An 18,767-nucleotide genomic window follows, 5' to 3' on the forward strand; every position below is an offset into this window, starting at 1 on the left:
TATGAAACGGAGAAGGAGGGATTTGAACCCTCGCGCCGGTTTCCCGACCTACACCCTTAGCAGGGGCGCCTCTTCAGCCACTTGAGTACTTCCCCAAGAAAATAATTTAAAAAATGGGCCTAAATGGACTCGAACCATCGACCTCACGCTTATCAGGCGTGCGCTCTAACCAGCTGAGCTATAGGCCCATAAAGCGGGTGACGAGAATCGAACTCGCGACAACAGCTTGGAAGGCTGTGGTTTTACCACTAAACTACACCCGCAATACTTTAAAACGGTCTGGACGGGACTCGAACCCGCGACCTCCTGCGTGACAGGCAGGCATTCTAACCAGCTGAACTACCAAACCAAAAATGTATTGCATCACTTTATTACTTACGCCTTTAACTAAATATTAAAAGCAATTGCGGGGGCAGGATTTGAACCTACGACCTTCGGGTTATGAGCCCGACGAGCTACCTGACTGCTCCACCCCGCGATAATATCTACAAGTAATCTTATAGAAAAAGTAACATTATTCCTTTATAGGAACTTTGTAAGGAGGATAAGGGATTCGAACCCTTGCACGGTTTTACCCGCCTGACGGTTTTCAAGACCGTTCCCTTCAGCCGGACTTGGGTAATCCTCCGAAATAAAAAGTACTATTAATTATATCGTCACTACAATGGACCTTGTAGGACTCGAACCTACGACCGGACGGTTATGAGCCGTCTGCTCTAACCAACTGAGCTAAAGGTCCTTGGCTCTTAAAAAGAAATATCGCGGCGAAGGGGATCGAACCCCCGACCTCCCGGGTATGAACCGGACGCTCTAGCCAGCTGAGCTACACCGCGAAAATATAAAAGTACTAATGGAGCCTAGCGGGATCGAACCGCTGACCTCCTGCGTGCAAAGCAGGCGCTCTCCCATCTGAGCTAAGGCCCCACAAAATAAATCGGGAAGACAGGATTCGAACCTGCGACCCCTTGGTCCCAAACCAAGTGCTCTACCAAGCTGAGCTACTTCCCGTATTTACAAATGCACCCAAAGGGAGTCGAACCCCTAACCTCTTGATTCGTAGTCAAGCACTCTATCCAGTTGAGCTATGGGTGCTAAAACAAGGATCAAAGTCAGATGTATCCATCTGCTTCGTACTTGTTAACATCTATTCTGTCAATTTTACAATTGCCATTCATAGTGTCTCAAAGCAATGCCGAGGACCGGAATCGAACCGGTACGGTGATCACTCACCGCAGGATTTTAAGTCCTGTGCGTCTGCCAGTTCCGCCACCCCGGCGAAAGAACAAGCAAAGCGGAAAACGGGGTTCGAACCCGCGACCCCCACCTTGGCAAGGTGGTGCTCTACCACTGAGCTATTTCCGCAGTCTGGATGCCGGCTAAAGGATTTGAACCCTCGACCCTCTGATTACAAATCAGATGCTCTACCAACTGAGCTAAGCCGGCGTTATAATCGCCTAGTATTAAAACGAGACTAAAAATGCGGGTGAAGGGACTTGAACCCCCACGCCGTAAGGCGCTAGATCCTAAATCTAGTGCGTCTGCCAATTCCGCCACACCCGCAAAATATTTCTATGAGCCGTGCAGGGCTCGAACCTGCGACCCTCTGATTAAAAGTCAGATGCTCTACCAACTGAGCTAACGGCTCAAAAAATGGAGGTTGACGGGATCGAACCGCCGACCCCCTGCTTGTAAGGCAGGTGCTCTCCCAGCTGAGCTAAACCTCCAAGACAACACTTTAGCGTGGCGACGTCCTACTCTCACAAAGGGAAACCCTTCACTACAATCGGCGCTAAGAAGCTTAACTTCTGTGTTCGGCATGGGAACAGGTGTATCCTTCTCGCTATCGCCACCACACTGGGTGTTGTTACTATTAAGTTGAGTGATTATTCACTCAAAACTGGATTGAAGTAGTAATCAAACATTCCGAAAAAACTTTTTTATTTCGTTACTTTGGTTAAGTCCTCGACCGATTAGTATTGGTCCGCTCCGTACATCACTGCACTTCCACTTCCAACCTATCTACCTGATCATCTCTCAGGGGTCTTACTTTCTTAAAGAAATGGGAAATCTCATCTTGAGGTGGGCTTCACACTTAGATGCTTTCAGCGTTTATCCCTTCCCTACATAGCTACCCAGCAATGCCCTTGGCAGAACAACTGGTACACCAGCGGTAAGTCCATCCCGGTCCTCTCGTACTAAGGACAGCTCCTCTCAAATTTCCAACGCCCGCGACGGATAGGGACCGAACTGTCTCACGACGTTCTGAACCCAGCTCGCGTGCCGCTTTAATGGGCGAACAGCCCAACCCTTGGGACCGACTACAGCCCCAGGATGCGACGAGCCGACATCGAGGTGCCAAACCTCCCCGTCGATGTGGACTCTTGGGGGAGATAAGCCTGTTATCCCCAGGGTAGCTTTTATCCGTTGAGCGATGGCCCTTCCATGCGGAACCACCGGATCACTAAGCCCGACTTTCGTCCCTGCTCGACTTGTAAGTCTCGCAGTCAAGCTCCCTTCTGCCTTTACACTCTGCGAATGATTTCCAACCATTCTGAGGGAACCTTTGGGCGCCTCCGTTACTCTTTAGGAGGCGACCGCCCCAGTCAAACTGCCCACCTGACACTGTCTCCCACCACGATAAGTGGTGCGGGTTAGAGGGTTCATAACACAAGGGTAGTATCCCACCAGCGCCTCCACCGAAACTAGCGTTCCGGGTTCATCGGCTCCTACCTATCCTGTACATGTGGTACAAACACTCAATATCAAGCTACAGTAAAGCTCCATGGGGTCTTTCCGTCCTGTCGCGGGTAACCTGCATCTTCACAGGTACTAAAATTTCACCGAGTCTCTCGTTGAGACAGTGCCCAAATCGTTACGCCTTTCGTGCGGGTCGGAACTTACCCGACAAGGAATTTCGCTACCTTAGGACCGTTATAGTTACGGCCGCCGTTTACTGGGGCTTCAATTCTGAGCTTCGCCGAAGCTAACCCATCCTCTTAACCTTCCAGCACCGGGCAGGCGTCAGCCCCTATACTTCATCTTTCGATTTTGCAGAGACCTGTGTTTTTGATAAACAGTCGCTTGGGCCTATTCACTGCGGCTGACCGAAGTCAGCACCCCTTCTCCCGAAGTTACGGGGTCATTTTGCCGAGTTCCTTAACGAGAGTTCGCTCGCTCACCTTAGGATACTCTCCTCGACTACCTGTGTCGGTTTACGGTACGGGCAGTTGTTTTCTCACTAGAAGCTTTTCTTGACAGTGTGACATCAGGAACTTCGGTACTATTATTTCCCTCCCCATCACAGCTTGTCCGTATAGAGTAAAGCATTTGACTCTACTCAAGACTTACTGCTTGGACATGCACTTCCAGTCGCATGCATTCCTTAGCCTCCTGCGTCCCTCCATTGCTCAAACAAAAACAACTGGTACAGGAATATCAACCTGTTGTCCATCGCCTACGCCTATCGGCCTCGGCTTAGGTCCCGACTAACCCTGGGCGGACGAGCCTTCCCCAGGAAACCTTAGTCATACGGTGGACGGGATTCTCACCCGTCTTTCGCTACTCATACCGGCATTCTCACTTCTAAGCGCTCCAGCCGTCCTCACGATCGACCTTCAACGCCCTTAGAACGCTCTCCTACCATCACACCAGAGGTGTGATCCACAGCTTCGGTAATATGTTTAGCCCCGGTACATTTTCGGCGCAGGGTCACTCGACTAGTGAGCTATTACGCACTCTTTAAATGGTGGCTGCTTCTGAGCCAACATCCTAGTTGTCTGTGCAACCCCACATCCTTTTCCACTTAACATATATTTTGGGACCTTAGCTGGTGGTCTGGGCTGTTTCCCTTTCGACTACGGATCTTATCACTCGCAGTCTGACTGCCGAATATGAATGAATGGCATTCGGAGTTTATCTGAATTCGGTAACCCGAGATGGGCCCCTAGTCCAAACAGTGCTCTACCTCCATCATTCTTAACTTCGACGCTAGCCCTAAAGCTATTTCGGAGAGAACCAGCTATCTCCAAGTTCGTTTGGAATTTCTCCGCTACCCACAGCTCATCCCCGCACTTTTCAACGTACGTGGGTTCGGTCCTCCAGTGCGTTTTACCACACCTTCAACCTGGCCATGGGTAGATCACATGGTTTCGGGTCTACGACTACATACTCATTCGCCCTATTCAGACTCGCTTTCGCTGCGGCTCCGGCTCTTCACCTTAACCTCGCATGCAATCGTAACTCGCCGGTTCATTCTACAAAAGGCACGCCATTACCCATTAACGGGCTTTGACTTGTTGTAGGCACACGGTTTCAGGATCTATTTCACTCCCCTTCCGGGGTGCTTTTCACCTTTCCCTCACGGTACTGGTTCACTATCGGTCATTAGGGAGTATTTAGCCTTGCGGGATGGTCCCCGCGGATTCCGACGGAATTTCTCGTGTTCCGCCGTACTCAGGATCCTCCTAGGTGTTGCCAACATTTCGTCTACGGGGCTATTACCCACTTTGGCGAACCTTTCCAGGTTCTTCGACTATCTTGACAGACTACCACAACGGAGTCCTACAACCCCAACAAGCAAGCTTGTTGGTTTGGGCTCTTCCCGTTTCGCTCGCCGCTACTCAGGGAATCGAATTTTCTTTCTCTTCCTGCAGGTACTAAGATGTTTCAGTTCTCTGCGTCTACCTCTAACCAGCTATGTATTCACTGGCAAGTAACATCCTATAAAAGATGTTGGGTTTCCCCATTCGGAAATCTCTGGATCATAGCTCACTTACAGCTCCCCAAAGCATATCGGTGTTAGTCCCGTCCTTCATCGGCTCCTAATGCCAAGGCATCCACCGTGCGCCCTTATTCACTTAACCTTATGACCTTACGGTCAGTTTGTTTGGTTCGTTTCTCTAGCGATAGAGGCGTCACCAATAAAATAAGCATTCGAACTATTTTAATTAAAAAACTCATTCAACGCGGTGTTCTCGGTTTGTTTTGATTACTTTTTTACTTCAATATCCAGTTTTCAATGAACAATTCGTTTGAGAGAAATCATATAAAAAAGAAAATCAAGCGATTCGCTTTTTTTATAAGAGTAAACCTCTCAAAACTGAACAAAGTGTCGACGAATGTGTAAGTTTCCGTAATATTCCTTAGAAAGGAGGTGATCCAGCCGCACCTTCCGATACGGCTACCTTGTTACGACTTCACCCCAATCATCTATCCCACCTTAGGCGGCTGGCTCCACAAGGGTTACCTCACCGACTTCGGGTGTTACAAACTTTCGTGGTGTGACGGGCGGTGTGTACAAGGCCCGGGAACGTATTCACCGCGGCGTGCTGATCCGCGATTACTAGCGATTCCGGCTTCATGTAGGCGAGTTGCAGCCTACAATCCGAACTGAGAGAAGCTTTAAGAGATTTGCATGACCTCGCGGCCTAGCGACTCGTTGTACTTCCCATTGTAGCACGTGTGTAGCCCAGGTCATAAGGGGCATGATGATTTGACGTCATCCCCACCTTCCTCCGGTTTGTCACCGGCAGTCTCGCTAGAGTGCCCAACTGAATGATGGCAACTAACAATAAGGGTTGCGCTCGTTGCGGGACTTAACCCAACATCTCACGACACGAGCTGACGACAACCATGCACCACCTGTCACTTTGTCCCCGAAGGGAAAGCTCTATCTCTAGAGTGGTCAAAGGATGTCAAGACCTGGTAAGGTTCTTCGCGTTGCTTCGAATTAAACCACATGCTCCACCGCTTGTGCGGGCCCCCGTCAATTCCTTTGAGTTTCAACCTTGCGGTCGTACTCCCCAGGCGGAGTGCTTAATGCGTTAGCTGCAGCACTGAAGGGCGGAAACCCTCCAACACTTAGCACTCATCGTTTACGGCGTGGACTACCAGGGTATCTAATCCTGTTTGCTCCCCACGCTTTCGAGCCTCAGCGTCAGTTACAGACCAGAGAGTCGCCTTCGCCACTGGTGTTCCTCCATATATCTACGCATTTCACCGCTACACATGGAATTCCACTCTCCTCTTCTGCACTCAAGTCTCCCAGTTTCCAATGACCCTCCCCGGTTGAGCCGGGGGCTTTCACATCAGACTTAAGAAACCGCCTGCGCTCGCTTTACGCCCAATAAATCCGGACAACGCTTGCCACCTACGTATTACCGCGGCTGCTGGCACGTAGTTAGCCGTGGCTTTCTGGTTAGATACCGTCAAGGTAAGAGCAGTTACTCTCCTACTTGTTCTTCTCTAACAACAGAGTTTTACGATCCGAAAACCTTCTTCACTCACGCGGCGTTGCTCGGTCAGACTTTCGTCCATTGCCGAAGATTCCCTACTGCTGCCTCCCGTAGGAGTCTGGGCCGTGTCTCAGTCCCAGTGTGGCCGATCACCCTCTCAGGTCGGCTATGCATCATGGCCTTGGTGAGCCGTTACCTCACCAACTAGCTAATGCACCGCGGGTCCATCCATCAGTGACACCCGAAAGCGTCTTTCAAATCAACACCATGCGGTGTCGACTGTTATGCGGTATTAGCACCTGTTTCCAAGTGTTATCCCCCTCTGATGGGTAGGTTACCCACGTGTTACTCACCCGTCCGCCACTCCTCTTTTCAAATGAGTGCAAGCACTCGGTAGAAAAGAAGCGTTCGACTTGCATGTATTAGGCACGCCGCCAGCGTTCGTCCTGAGCCAGGATCAAACTCTCATAATAAAAGTTGAACACAATCCGAAGATTGTTAAGCTCATTTGTTTGCTAGCATATTGCTTCGCTTTGTTAAAAATTGTTGTTTGTTTTTACCGTTGTAAAAACAACCTACACATTTGGTTCGTCTTACTTTGTTCAGTTTTCAAAGGTCTACTGTGTTACCTCGCAGCAACTTTTATATCATATCAAATCTTCGATTTGATGTCAACACTTTTTTTAAAAAAGTTTCAAAGTTTTTTCCGCTCGATGCTATCGAATGTTTCGCGACAACTTCATTAGTTTATCAGGTTGTTTGTTATTTGTCAACAACTTTTTTCCTGATTTTTCAAGTTTTTTTAAAACCTGAAATGTTATTCTATTTTTCGTTCAGCTGTCTTTGTTTCTTGCGACAACTTCACTAGTTTATCAGGTTAATCATTGTTTGTCAACAAGTTTTTCACCTGATTTCCAAAGTTTTTTCAAACTTGGATTGTTATATTATTCCTATCGTTCGGCGTGTTTCATCAGTGCCTTGCGACAAGATATAATATACCAAGATTATACGCTTAGGTCAACTAAAATTTGCACTTTTTTCAAACTTTTTTTCGTTACCGATTGTTTTATTACTTTTGTTCTTTATTGTTCGCTTTTAACACTTCGAATAGTTAGTTTCTATACCTTTTATCTGGATTTTTTCAGAAAATAAAAAAGAGTAGATTATCAATAAATAATCTACTCTTTCATACTTTATCTCATTGTTGGAAATAATAGTACATCACGAATCGATTGAGCATCTGTTAAGAGCATTACCAAACGGTCAATTCCTATTCCTAGCCCACCGGTTGGCGGTAATCCGTATTCTAAGGCTTCGATAAAGTCTTCATCTACACCATGAGCTTCATCATTTCCTTGTTCACGTTCTTTTTCTTGGTCTTCAAAACGTCCACGCTGATCGATAGGATCATTTAGCTCAGTAAATGCATTGGCAAATTCTTTTCCTACTATAAATAGTTCAAAACGATCGGTAAAACGACCATCTTCTGGATTTTTCTTCGCTAAAGGAGAAACTTCTACTGGATGTCCGTAAACAAACGTTGGCTGTTGTAGTGTCTCTTCAACAAATGTTTCAAAGAATTCATTTAAAATGTGCCCAACTGACATATTATCGTTGATTTCTACATTATGTTCTTTTGCTAAAGAACGAGCTTCCTCAACAGTCATTTCTTTCCAGAAATCAACACCTGTTTGCTCTTTAATCGCGTCAACCATGTGTACACGTCTAAATTCAGAGCCTAAGTCAACTTCTTGCCCATCATACGTGATCGTTGTTGTTCCTAAAACTTTGTCTGCAGCATTACGGATGATTCCTTCTGTTAGGTCCATCACATCTTTGTAATCTGTATAAGCAGTATAAGCTTCTAGCATAGTAAATTCAGGGTTATGTGTTGTATCGATTCCTTCATTTCGGAATACTCGACCGATTTCGTAGACTTTTTCCATTCCACCGACAATCAAGCGTTTCAAATGCAATTCCAAAGCGATACGTAAATATAAGTCCATATCCAATGCATTATGATGGGTAATAAACGGACGTGCTGTAGCACCACCAGCATCATTATGCAAAACAGGAGTTTCCACTTCTACATAGCCATTGCTGTCAAGGTAGCGGCGAATCTCACTAATGATTTGGCTACGTTTCATGAAACGGTCAAAACTATCTTTATTACTAATTAAATCTAAATAGCGTTGACGGTAACGTTGTTCGATGTTTGTTAAACCGTGGTATTTATCTGGTAATGGACGCAATGCTTTTGTTAACAAAACAATCGTTTTAGCTTTAACTGTCACTTCACCTGTATCAGTTTTCATGATCTGACCCGTTACGCCAAAGAAATCACCTAAATCAGCATGCTTAAATAACTCATATGCTTCATCACCGACTTGGTCTTTGCGCACGTAGATTTGAAGTTGTCCTTCACGATCTTGTAAATGAGCAAATCCTGCTTTACCTTTACCACGTTTAGTCATCATACGACCAGCGACACTTGCCGATAAATCCATTTCATTTAATTCTTCTTTTGAATGTTGGTCAAATTGTTCATGTAATTCTTTTGAATTATGTGTTCGGTCAAAACGCTTCCCGAAAGGATCGATCCCTTCTTCACGTAAGTTTTCCATTTTTTCACGACGCACAAGCATTTGATCATTCAGATCTTCTTGATGCGCTTGTTGTTCATCTGCCACTGTATTTCCTCCATTCTGAAATCACATACCCTTATAATGCCACATTGAAACAAAAAAAAGCAAGCCGAATTTCTGTTTCAGCCTGCTTTTTTTATTAGATTATTTCGATTGCTTCTTTTTCTGCATGTTTTTCTGCTTTTTCTTCGAAGGCTTCTAACAGATCAACCATCGCTTGTTGGGTTTCTGCTTGATTGATTGCAGCTTTCACTTTTGCAGCACGCGGAATACCTTTAAGATAGTAGGCAGCATGTTGACGGAATTCTCTTGTCGCAATTTTTTCACCTTTTAAATCAACTAATCGTTGTAAATGAACTTTAGCCGTTTCGATTTTTTCACGTGGAGTCGGCTCTGGCATTAGCTCTCCTGTTTCAAGATATTGTTTTGTACGTTGAATCATCCAAGGGTTTCCTAAAGCAGCTCTACCGATCATCACACCATCCGCCCCCACATACTCTAACATACGTTTGGCATCTTCTGGTGTGCGTACATCCCCATTTCCCATAAAAGGAATCGTTAGATGTTGTTTCACTTCTTTTAAAACATCCCAATTTGCTTGCCCTTCATACATTTGAACTCTTGTACGCCCATGCATTGCAATAGCTGAGGCACCCGCTTTTTCAGCAGCTAACGCATTTTCAACTGCAAATAAGTGTTCTTCATCCCAGCCAGTTCTCATTTTTACCGTAACGGGCAAATCAATCGCAGAAGAAACGGCATCTACCATTTCATAAACTTTATTCGGATCTAATAGCCATTTAGCCCCAGCTTCTGCTTTGATCACTTTATTTACAGGACAGCCCATGTTGATGTCGATGATTGCAGCTTTTGTATTTTCTTCTACAAATTTTGCTGCTTCCACCAAGTTTTCTTTGTCTCCACCGAAAATCTGTACACTTAACGGGTATTCTTTCTCATCTATATAGAGCATATCTAATGTTTTTTGATTTCTTTGCTGAATGCCTTTGTCACTGATCATTTCACAGACAACAAGGCCTGCACCAAATTCTTTGACCGTTACACGAAAAGCAGCATTGCTAATCCCCGCCATTGGGGCTACTACAACACGATTTGGAATTTCGACATTTCCTATTTTCCACATAGTGCATCTCTCCTACTTTTCACGCGTATTTTTGATTGCTTCATCTCGTAGTTCAATTAAATCCTCTTCACTATAGTGATATTTGTTACCACAGAATTGACAAACCGCTTCTGCTCCGTGGTCTTCTTCGATCATCGCATTGATTTCATCTAGACCAACTGCAATGATTGCTGTGCCAAATTTTTCTTTTGAGCAGTTACATTTAAATTGAACAGGCATTTTTTCTAAGATTTCGATTTCATCTTTGCCAAGTAGACGTTCTAATATCCCTTCTGGTGATTCCCCTTCATCAATCAAGCGAGAAATCATTGGTACTTCCTGCAAACGTTGTTCGATAAAGTCGATCGTTTTTTCATCGGCTCCAGGCATGACTTGGATCATAAAACCGCCAGCAGCTTTTACACTTTCATCTGTATCAACTAAAACACTCAAACCAATCGCGGATGGAATTTGTTCTGAAACAGCCATAAAGTAGGTAAAATCCTCACCGATTTCACCAGAAACGATTGGTGTTTGCCCAGAAAATGTTTCTTTCAAGCCTAAATCTTTGATTACAGTGAAAATCCCTTCAGTCCCCACAGCTCCACGGACATCGATTTTGCCACTTTCATTCAACGTTAAACTAACATGAGGATTTTTTATGTATCCTTTAGTATTCCCACTACCATCGCTATCAACCACGATTCCTCCTGCTGGCCCGTTACCTTGGACTTTTACAGTTAGCTTATCATCGCCTTTTAAAGTAGCTCCTAATAATAGAGCACCTACCATTGTTCTGCCTAACGCTGCAGTTGATGAACTCCATGTATCGTGACGTTTTTGTGCTTCTGATATTGTATTTGTTGCGCAAACTGCATAAGCGCGAATCGATCCTTCATAACATAATGCTTTTACTAAGTAATCTTCCATTTTATTTTCCTCTTCTCACTTGCTTCGTTTTTTGACTCATTATCAGATAATACTAGGATTTAGCTATTTTTTCAACTAAATAATTTCAACTTGAAGAAAAGAGCACCCCGTAAAAGGGATGCTCTAAATGTTTTATTTGTAACGATCGTCAAAGTTATTACGGTCATATTCAGAATCATTTTTACGTTCATCATCAGATTTAGTTTCTGACTGAACTTTTTCTTCTGTTTTTTCGCTGTCCGCTTTTACTTCTTCTGCTTCGTCATGTAATTCTTTTTTTGCGTCTTCAAAGTCTTGTTTTTCTTCTGCTTGTCTTTGCGCATCTTTCTCTTCTAATGCACGTTTTGCTTCTTCAAATGTTTGAGCTTTTTCACTAGGGAATTGGCTGTCGATAACATCTTGCGGCATAACGCCTTCTTCAAACAATGACTTGATGCTGCGAGCATCTAATGTTTCATACTCTAACAGTTTTTCTGCAATTAGTTTGTGTTGAGCACGGTGAGATTCAATGATTTCACGTGCTTTATCATGAGCTTCCATCAAGATACGACGTACTTCTTGATCGATTTCAAATGCTACTTGTTCTGAGTAAGCTTTTGTTTGACCATAATCGCGGCCAACAAATACTTGATGGTTCCCTTCATATTGAACAGGACCTAATTTGTCGCTCATTCCATATTCAGTTACCATGCTGCGGGCAATACCTGTTGCTTGTTCAAAGTCATTCGATGCACCTGTTGATTGAACATCGAAAATAATTTCTTCCGCTGTACGTCCACCAAGTAATCCAACGATTTGTTCAAACATGTCTTCTTTGGTCATCAAGAATTGATCTTCTTTTGGTAAAGCAATCATGTAACCGCCAGCACGTCCACGAGGGATGATCGTCACTTTATGAACGATACGAGCACGGCTTAAGACTAAACCAACAATTGTATGTCCAGCTTCGTGGTAAGCAACCATTTCGCGTTCTTTTTTGTTGATCACACGATCTTTTTTCGCAGGTCCTGCGATTACACGATCTTCTGCTTCATCCACATCGGATGCATCAATTTTCTTTTTATTACGACGAGCAGCAACTAATGCAGCTTCGTTCAATACGTTTTCTAAATCAGCACCAGCAAAACCTGGTGTTTGTTGTGCAACAACTTTTAAATCAACGTCATCAGCCAACGGTTTGTTACGAGCATGAACTTTAAGAATCGCTTCACGACCTTTAACATCAGGACGACCAACTAAAATTTGACGGTCAAAACGACCTGGACGTAATAACGCTGGGTCTAACACGTCTGAACGGTTTGTTGCAGCTACGACGATTACGCCTTCATTGCCATCAAATCCATCCATTTCAACTAACAATTGGTTAAGAGTTTGTTCACGTTCATCGTGTCCGCCACCCATACCAGCACCACGTTGACGACCTACTGCATCGATTTCATCGATAAAGATGATCGCTGGAGCATTTTTCTTCGCTGTTTCAAATAAGTCACGGACACGGCTCGCACCGACACCGACGAACATTTCAACGAAGTCTGAACCTGAGATAGAATAAAAAGGTACGCCTGCTTCACCGGCAACGGCTTTAGCAAGTAATGTTTTACCGGTTCCTGGAGGTCCTTCTAATAGAACACCAGCAGGAATTCTTGCACCTAATTCAACAAAACGGCGAGGATCTTTTAAGAACTCGACCACTTCCACTAGTTCTTGTTTTTCTTCTTCCGCTCCTGCTACATCAGAGAAGCGTACGCGGTTCGCTTTTTTGTCTGCTTCTTTGGCTTTTGATTTACCAAAGTTCATAACACGGCCGCCGCCACCGCCACCGCCGCCTTGTTGTCCCATCATCATATAGAATAAGAAGATGAACAATACGATCGGTAAGAAACTAAACAAGATCGAAAGCCAAGCACCGCTTGATGATTGTTCTTTCACTGTAAGTTTCACATTATTGTCTTTGGCTAACTCTTGGATACCAGATAATGTGATATCGCTTGGTAAGACAAGCGTAGTAAATGCTTTTGTAGAAACTTCTGTCGATCCCCATAATGAAAGACCACCAGTATTTTTAATTTCTTGTTTTTCTTTGTACTGACCTGTGATTTTATACACACCATTGGTTGGTTGAATCGTCAGTTCTTTCACTTTACCTTCGTCTAACTGGGTACTGAAGGTTGAGTATTCGATATCTGGTGACTGGGGATTGTTATTTCCAAAGATGAAATAAACAACCATGACCATCGCCAAAATCAGTAATACATAATAAAGGCCATTTTTCATGCCGCTATTCTTTTTATTCATGCCTGTCCTCCTTTGACTACTGTGCGTAATTTAATTTTACGGTTTATTTTTTATCAATTCTGACCATTACATTGTAACATAACTAAATCTAAGAGAGATATTAATTTGATTCGTAGATTTCAGGTTTCAATACGCCTACATAAGGGAGATTCCGATAGGCTTCTGCATAATCCAAACCATACCCTACAACAAACTCATTGGGTACATCGAAACCAACATAGTCTGCGACGATATCAACAACACGACCTTCTGGTTTGTCTAACAACGTGACAATTTTCACAGATGCTGCTTTTCTGTATTTAAAAAGATCAACTAGATAAGCCAACGTGCGTCCGCTATCGATAATATCTTCTACAATCAGGATATCACGACCTTCAACATTTGTATCTAGATCTTTGATGATCTTCACTTCGCCAGATGACACTGTTGCGTTTCCATAACTAGATACAGCCATAAAATCCATTTCTAAATGAGTATCAATACAGCGTGTGATATCAGCCATAAAAGGTATTGCACCCTTCAAAATACCGATCACTAAAGGATTTTTCCCTTTATAATCTTCTGTTAGTTGTTTCCCGAGTTCAACTGATTTTTCAAGAATTTGTTCCTTCGTGATCAAAACTTGTTTAATATCGTTCTCTAACATATTGCTCTCCTTTTCCTTTAAGGTCCGTCCTGCAACTCTTAGTGCTGGAGCACTTAGAAGTTGATGCGATCGAAACGCTAGTGTAGTGTCCCTTGCTTTAAGCGAATAAATTCGCAAGAGCAACGGCTCTCTTTCTCCTTTGAGGCCCTTAGTTATTATTTTATGTTATTTTGCTTCTTTGAATAAAAGTAATTTTTGGTTTTTACTCTTTTATTTTATAAAGGAGCCTGTAGAGTATTTTATCAGTTTCTTTAGGAATACTCAAATATGAATTTACAAATTTTGGAACCCAAATAATCTCACCTTCAGCGGAAAGAACAACCCAAGCTTTTTCTCTGCTAGAATTAGGGATTTTTCTATCAATAAAAAAACGATTTAATCTTTTAGTCAAGCTTGATGTAAGCGAAATTCTATCTCCATTTTGACGATGACGAATCGTTAGCGGTAATGGTATTTGTCCGCTTATAAGCAGAGAATATTCTGTCCAACCTTTTACGGTTTCAGGCAACTCGAGTGTCTCTTCTACTTTTTCTAGAGCTAACCATTCATTTTCAGAAAGAAAAACATGTTGATTTACATCTAAATAAGTCGTTTTCCCTTCATAAGTTGATTCTTTTTTTGTCAGATGAAACTTATTGTATTCTTTTACAACTTGCCATCCTTGCGCAATATCCATGGATAACTGAGGTGCTGACTGATCAAACATATTTATCAGTTGTTTAATCTGTAACTGACTGATTGCCACACCTTCTGGTATGATCGTTCGTTGAAACAAATCTATTAGGAAAAAAGTTTGGATACTTCTTTTTTCTCGTTTCAACTCGGATAATTGAATCACCCAGCCATCTGTTGTCTTTTCTACCCACCGATCATATTTTGGTTCTATCACTGTCTGTATGAGTTCATCAGCTAATGTAATCTGTTCACTAAAACTTGCCATGTGTTCCAAAAATTTTGGATTTTCTTTTTTCAAAACCGGAATAACCTGATGTCTCAAGCGATTTCTCATGTAAGCATCACTCTGGTTAGTCTGATCTTCAAAATACACAATTCCCGTTTTTTCTGCGAACTGTCGCACTTCTTCTTTGGAAAAAATTAAGAAGGGGCGAATCAATTCCCCTGTTCCAAACGACTGCTTCTTTCTAATTCCAACTAAATTAGATAGCACACTTCCTCTCGTAAGCTTCATCAAAAGCGTTTCAGCTTGATCGTCACTGTGATGTGCCGTCATAAGAATAGGGATTCCATCTTGCGTCATGATTTCAGAAAAAAAGTCATAGCGGAATCTACGTGCACGTGCTTCGGTATTCTGGGATTTATCTGCTTCTCCCCATATTTTACTGTAGTATGGTATTTCTAGTTTCTCACAATAGTTTTTCAGATAACTAGCTTCTGCTGCTGATTCCGTTCGCAATTGGTGATCAATATGAACTACTACTAATGTTAGTTGATCTTTTTTAGCAGCAGTCCGCATTAACTCCAACAATACCATTGAATCAACGCCACCAGAAATAGCCAATAAAATTTTTTGGTTTGGTAGCCAATAATCGTTTCTTTTACAATGATCGTAAAATGTTTGAAACATCTACTCACCTCTTTGTATCTTAGTTTATAGACTCTCATAAAAAATGCACCAAACATAAAAGCCGAGCTTTCGCTCAGCTTCAGTTATTTATTCATTCGTTAGTTACGGCGTCCGCCGCGTCCACCACGTTTGCCTTCAGTGTTACGTTTTAATGAAGTTAAACGATCATCACTATCTTTTAAAAATGAACTCATCAATGAATCAAAATCTTGTTTTGAATTCATTGGTTGCGCTCTTGTAAATTGTTTTTTAGGCGCTGGACGTGAGTTGCGATCGCGATTTCCTTGATGCTCATTGTTATCACGACGTTGATATTCACGCTTGGGTTCTGCTGCTTGTTCTTGCGCTTTGCGAATCGACAAGCCTACTTTCCCATCATCACCGACTGAGGTAACTTTTACAGTCACTTCATCCCCTACGGTCAATACATCATGGATATCTTTTACGAATCCATTTGATACTTCACTAATGTGAACCAACCCTGTTTTTCCTTCACCTAAATCGATGAAGGCACCAAAATTAGTGATACCAGACACTTTTCCTGGCAACTTCGCTCCTACTTCAATTGACATAAAAAAAATGTTCCTCCTATTATTTACCCTATTATATCTGCAGTTATTCGCCTGATTGTTTTTCAGATGAATGAGACTGTGATTGACTATCTGATGATTTTTGTTCATTACTTGAGCTAGTCGTTCCGCCTAACTCTGGAATGTTGTAGATTTGTTCGCCTTCTTTGGAGACATAATAGCGGCTACGGGCTAACTTCGCCACGTAATCGTCATCTCTCAAAAGAGCAACATCTTGTTCTAAACGACTTAATTTCTTATCTGCTTCGCCAGATTCAGCTACAGCTTGTGCTTGCTGTTCTTTGAAAGCATTCAGTTGCTGGTAGTCCTTCACTAACTGGATACCTGAAACAATAAAAATCACAAACGCCACGAGAAAAACAACCGCCAGACGTCGACGCCTGAAAATCAACTGCTTTTGCTGTTTTTGAAATTCGGCATACTGTTCTTTTGTATACTCATTATCTAATGCAGCAACTTTTTCCATGTCTTTTTTCTTTTTGCCCATGTTTTCCGCTCCACTCGTTTTTTGGTTTGTCTGTCTCATTATACCAACATCTAAGAAGCTTGTCTAATCTAAATTGTCACTATTTTCGACTCTTTTCTCTGAAACAATCTGATACATCTTTTCTGCATCTTCTTTTTTCGTTGAATCACGAAGCTCAAGTACTTCGATTTCTAAGATTTTGTTTCCAAACTGAATTCTAACTTGATCACCAATTTTCACATTGCTTGATGATTTTGCGAGAATTCCATTGATTTGAATTCTTCCTTTATCAGCAACTTCTTTGGCGACAGGTCTTCTCTTAATGATACGTGAAACTTTTAAAAATTTGTCTAAGCGCATAAACCTTACCTCTTCATTCTTAATATTTTCGCTCCAAACGGTAATGTCAGCCATTCCCGAACCGTAAATAATTTTATTTTAATAATGGTGAAAACAAATGTAGCACCACCAACCAAGACTCCCACTAAAGCAACCACTAAGGCCTGTCCACGATGTTCGACAGTCCCTAAGAAAATTGCAATGACACCCTGATAACAGAATAACACAATTCCCATCATTCCTAAACTAATCATTAATTTTCTAAAGAAATGATTCTCTATAGCGAAGCGATTAATTTCTTTTTTTGAAAAAAGTATCAATATAAATAAGGTAACCACTAACCCTGCAATCGTTGATACACTAGTACCAAGCGTTCCCCAGGTATACGTTAGGGGGCTAGTTAAGAACAACTTGACTAACAATCCAATTCCAGCTGAAAGCATAGATACAAAAAATTGGTTACGGCTTTGTAAAATACTTTGATAAGCTTGAATGACTGCCATAAATGCAATGGAACAAACATACACACCTAAAACACCATTCCCGTTATAATCTTTAAACAAAGCAAAATTTATATAAGGGAGCAATAACATCAATCCTATTGAAGCTGCTGCTGCAATCGTTGTAGTCAAACGTAAGAATATTTTAGCGGCTTGTAAAAATCTTCCTTGCTCTTGACTCATGAAATACTTTGTCAAAGCTGGTAAAAAACTTGAACTTAATGCTAACGCAACAACTAACCCCAATTGAACCAAGGGCTGACCACGATCGTACACCCCTTTATCGATTTTGGCCGCTGAATCACTGATACCTGCTGCAACTAAGGTGTTTTTCACAAAAAAGGAATCGATTAATTGAAAAAGAATCAAGAAGGCACTATATAAAGAGACCATTCCACCTTCCACCAGTAAACGTCCAAATAATTTTCCTGAGCTTTTTTCAGCTTTCCACTGGGTCAAGTACGCTGAACTTCCTACTCGAATTTTCCGATCATAATACCAAAGAATTCCTGCAGCAACGATACCACCAAATAAAGCTCCACCCATAGCAATCGTGCCAGTTTGATAAACAGACCAACCAAATCGACTAAAAGAATAAGCTGCAACCAAAATCACACCTACTCGAACAAGTTGCTCCATCACTTGTGAAACCGCACTGGGAATCATCATTAGATGTCCTTGAAAATTACCGCGATAAAAGGATAATATGGGCACTAATAAGAATGTAAAAGAGACCACTTGGATCAAAGTAGCCAGTTGAGCATCGCCCATCATAAAGGCTATTTCATGGCTCCCGAAAAAGAAAAACGCCCAACACAAACTCGCAATCATAAAGACAAACGGAAAGAGTTGTTGTAACACCCTCTTCTGTCCACTAATATCAGGTTGCTCTGCTACGATTTTTGAAATAAACTGCGGCAACCCCGATAATGCTAAAGTCATCGCAATACCATAGATTGGATAAACTTGCTGGTAAACATAAAATCCTTCATCACCAACTAAGTTTTGAAAAGGCACCCGATAAACTGCACTCAGCACTTTGGCAATAAATGATGCAATAGTTAAAATAGCTGCACCTTGCATCATCGATCGCATTTCTTTGTGTGCCATTGGTTGACCTCCTATTTTAAAGCTGAATGAGCTCGCCTAGCTCTGACAGAAAAATAGAAAAATAAGACTGAGGTGTCTTTTACCTCATTCATATTTTATCTTTTTTCCGAAGACCTTCAATCCTTAGAGCTTTAGCTCTTAGGAATTGTTGAGATCGAAGCAGAGCATAGCGCTAGCCCGTAAAGCTAGATATGTTTAAAAGTGGAACGGGCTCGTTCAACCTCGAATGAAAAATAGGAAAAATCGATTGAGGTGCTTTTCGCCTCACTCTATTTTTATCTTTTTTCCGAGAGGTTAGCCCGTAA

Annotated in this window: 10 protein-coding genes, 17 tRNA genes and 3 rRNA genes; all 30 read right to left on the reverse strand. The window is 42.5% G+C overall.

The window, feature by feature from the left end:
• Positions 1–7: 7 nt before the first annotated feature.
• The 30 genes from A5821_RS09380 to A5821_RS09525 all read right to left on the reverse strand — a co-directional run bounded on the left by A5821_RS09380 (position 8) and on the right by A5821_RS09525 (position 18,462).
• Positions 8–95 (reverse strand) — tRNA-Ser (locus A5821_RS09380).
• A gap of 19 nt (positions 96–114) precedes the next feature.
• Positions 115–188 (reverse strand) — tRNA-Ile (locus A5821_RS09385).
• 4 nt (positions 189–192) lie between these two features.
• Positions 193–263: transfer RNA gene (locus A5821_RS09390), tRNA-Gly, on the reverse strand.
• A gap of 12 nt (positions 264–275) precedes the next feature.
• Positions 276–349 (reverse strand) — tRNA-Asp (locus A5821_RS09395).
• 55 nt (positions 350–404) lie between these two features.
• A tRNA-Met gene (locus A5821_RS09400) sits at positions 405–478 on the reverse strand.
• A 60-nt stretch (positions 479–538) separates the two neighbouring features.
• A tRNA-Ser gene (locus A5821_RS09405) sits at positions 539–628 on the reverse strand.
• 37 nt (positions 629–665) lie between these two features.
• Positions 666–739: transfer RNA gene (locus A5821_RS09410), tRNA-Ile, on the reverse strand.
• A 20-nt stretch (positions 740–759) separates the two neighbouring features.
• Positions 760–833: transfer RNA gene (locus tag A5821_RS09415), tRNA-Met, on the reverse strand.
• A gap of 18 nt (positions 834–851) precedes the next feature.
• Positions 852–924, reverse strand: a tRNA-Ala gene (locus A5821_RS09420).
• Positions 925–934: 10 nt separating this feature from the next.
• A tRNA-Pro gene (locus tag A5821_RS09425) sits at positions 935–1,008 on the reverse strand.
• A 10-nt stretch (positions 1,009–1,018) separates the two neighbouring features.
• Positions 1,019–1,092, reverse strand: a tRNA-Arg gene (locus A5821_RS09430).
• Between the two features lie 98 nt (positions 1,093–1,190).
• Positions 1,191–1,276 (reverse strand) — tRNA-Leu (locus tag A5821_RS09435).
• 14 nt (positions 1,277–1,290) lie between these two features.
• A tRNA-Gly gene (locus A5821_RS09440) sits at positions 1,291–1,362 on the reverse strand.
• An 8-nt stretch (positions 1,363–1,370) separates the two neighbouring features.
• A tRNA-Thr gene (locus tag A5821_RS09445) sits at positions 1,371–1,443 on the reverse strand.
• A 35-nt stretch (positions 1,444–1,478) separates the two neighbouring features.
• Positions 1,479–1,560: transfer RNA gene (locus tag A5821_RS09450), tRNA-Leu, on the reverse strand.
• Positions 1,561–1,572: 12 nt separating this feature from the next.
• Positions 1,573–1,645: transfer RNA gene (locus A5821_RS09455), tRNA-Lys, on the reverse strand.
• Between the two features lie 6 nt (positions 1,646–1,651).
• A tRNA-Val gene (locus A5821_RS09460) sits at positions 1,652–1,724 on the reverse strand.
• A gap of 14 nt (positions 1,725–1,738) precedes the next feature.
• Positions 1,739–1,854, reverse strand: a 5S ribosomal RNA gene (rrf, locus tag A5821_RS09465).
• Between the two features lie 96 nt (positions 1,855–1,950).
• Positions 1,951–4,862: ribosomal RNA gene (locus A5821_RS09470) — 23S ribosomal RNA — on the reverse strand.
• 283 nt (positions 4,863–5,145) lie between these two features.
• A 16S ribosomal RNA gene (locus tag A5821_RS09475) occupies positions 5,146–6,706 on the reverse strand.
• The 16S, 23S and 5S rRNA genes sit together here with 17 tRNA genes alongside, the layout of an rRNA operon.
• Positions 6,707–7,426: 720 nt before the next feature.
• Positions 7,427–8,923, reverse strand: coding sequence for a lysine--tRNA ligase (gene lysS, locus A5821_RS09480; RefSeq protein WP_086314339.1), 1,497 nt, complete (start codon positions 8,921–8,923; stop codon positions 7,427–7,429).
• A 94-nt stretch (positions 8,924–9,017) separates the two neighbouring features.
• A complete protein-coding gene (dusB, locus tag A5821_RS09485) occupies positions 9,018–10,022 on the reverse strand; it encodes a tRNA dihydrouridine synthase DusB (RefSeq protein WP_086314340.1) in 1,005 nt (334 codons plus the stop codon).
• Between the two features lie 12 nt (positions 10,023–10,034).
• Entirely contained in the window at positions 10,035–10,931 is an 897-nt protein-coding gene (gene hslO, locus A5821_RS09490; protein ID WP_010772279.1) for an Hsp33 family molecular chaperone HslO, read from the reverse strand.
• Between the two features lie 132 nt (positions 10,932–11,063).
• Entirely contained in the window at positions 11,064–13,226 is a 2,163-nt protein-coding gene (gene ftsH, locus A5821_RS09495) for an ATP-dependent zinc metalloprotease FtsH (RefSeq protein WP_086314341.1), read from the reverse strand.
• 100 nt (positions 13,227–13,326) lie between these two features.
• Positions 13,327–13,872: a hypoxanthine phosphoribosyltransferase gene (gene hpt / locus A5821_RS09500; protein ID WP_086314342.1), complete on the reverse strand. Its 546-nt coding sequence runs from the start codon at positions 13,870–13,872 to the stop codon at positions 13,327–13,329.
• Positions 13,873–14,074: 202 nt separating this feature from the next.
• Positions 14,075–15,457: a tRNA lysidine(34) synthetase TilS gene (gene tilS, locus A5821_RS09505; protein WP_086314343.1), complete on the reverse strand. Its 1,383-nt coding sequence runs from the start codon at positions 15,455–15,457 to the stop codon at positions 14,075–14,077.
• Between the two features lie 98 nt (positions 15,458–15,555).
• Complete coding sequence (locus A5821_RS09510; protein WP_025873388.1) at positions 15,556–16,029, reverse strand: S1 domain-containing RNA-binding protein; 474 nt, start codon at positions 16,027–16,029, stop codon at positions 15,556–15,558.
• Positions 16,030–16,072: 43 nt separating this feature from the next.
• Complete coding sequence (locus A5821_RS09515; RefSeq protein WP_086314344.1) at positions 16,073–16,534, reverse strand: FtsB family cell division protein; 462 nt, start codon at positions 16,532–16,534, stop codon at positions 16,073–16,075.
• Positions 16,535–16,597: 63 nt separating this feature from the next.
• Positions 16,598–16,873 (reverse strand): RNA-binding S4 domain-containing protein, encoded by a 276-nt coding sequence (locus A5821_RS09520; RefSeq protein ID WP_086314345.1) that lies wholly within the window; start codon positions 16,871–16,873, stop codon positions 16,598–16,600.
• Between the two features lie 5 nt (positions 16,874–16,878).
• Positions 16,879–18,462 carry a putative polysaccharide biosynthesis protein gene (locus tag A5821_RS09525; protein WP_086314346.1) on the reverse strand — a complete coding sequence of 528 codons (1,584 nt, stop codon included), beginning with the start codon at positions 18,460–18,462 and terminating at the stop codon, positions 16,879–16,881.
• Positions 18,463–18,767: the final 305 nt, after the last annotated feature.

This window comes from Enterococcus sp. 7F3_DIV0205 (assembly GCF_002141365.2).
Lineage (GTDB): Bacteria > Bacillota > Bacilli > Lactobacillales > Enterococcaceae > Enterococcus_L > Enterococcus_L palustris.

What these genes read in the sequence shown, in the direction of transcription:
- tilS (WP_086314343.1), bottom strand. Translation starts at nt 15,457, where the DNA reads ATGTTTCAAACATTTTACGATCATTGTAAAAGAAACGATTATTGGCTA.
- dusB (WP_086314340.1), bottom strand. Translation starts at nt 10,022, where the DNA reads ATGTGGAAAATAGGAAATGTCGAAATTCCAAATCGTGTTGTAGTAGCC.
- A5821_RS09520 (WP_086314345.1), bottom strand. Translation starts at nt 16,873, where the DNA reads ATGCGCTTAGACAAATTTTTAAAAGTTTCACGTATCATTAAGAGAAGA.
- ftsH (WP_086314341.1), bottom strand. Translation starts at nt 13,226, where the DNA reads ATGAATAAAAAGAATAGCGGCATGAAAAATGGCCTTTATTATGTATTA.
- A5821_RS09515 (WP_086314344.1), bottom strand. Translation starts at nt 16,534, where the DNA reads ATGGGCAAAAAGAAAAAAGACATGGAAAAAGTTGCTGCATTAGATAAT.
- A5821_RS09510 (WP_025873388.1), bottom strand. Translation starts at nt 16,029, where the DNA reads ATGTCAATTGAAGTAGGAGCGAAGTTGCCAGGAAAAGTGTCTGGTATC.
- hslO (WP_010772279.1), bottom strand. Translation starts at nt 10,931, where the DNA reads ATGGAAGATTACTTAGTAAAAGCATTATGTTATGAAGGATCGATTCGC.
- A5821_RS09525 (WP_086314346.1), bottom strand. Translation starts at nt 18,462, where the DNA reads ATGGCACACAAAGAAATGCGATCGATGATGCAAGGTGCAGCTATTTTA.
- hpt (WP_086314342.1), bottom strand. Translation starts at nt 13,872, where the DNA reads ATGTTAGAGAACGATATTAAACAAGTTTTGATCACGAAGGAACAAATT.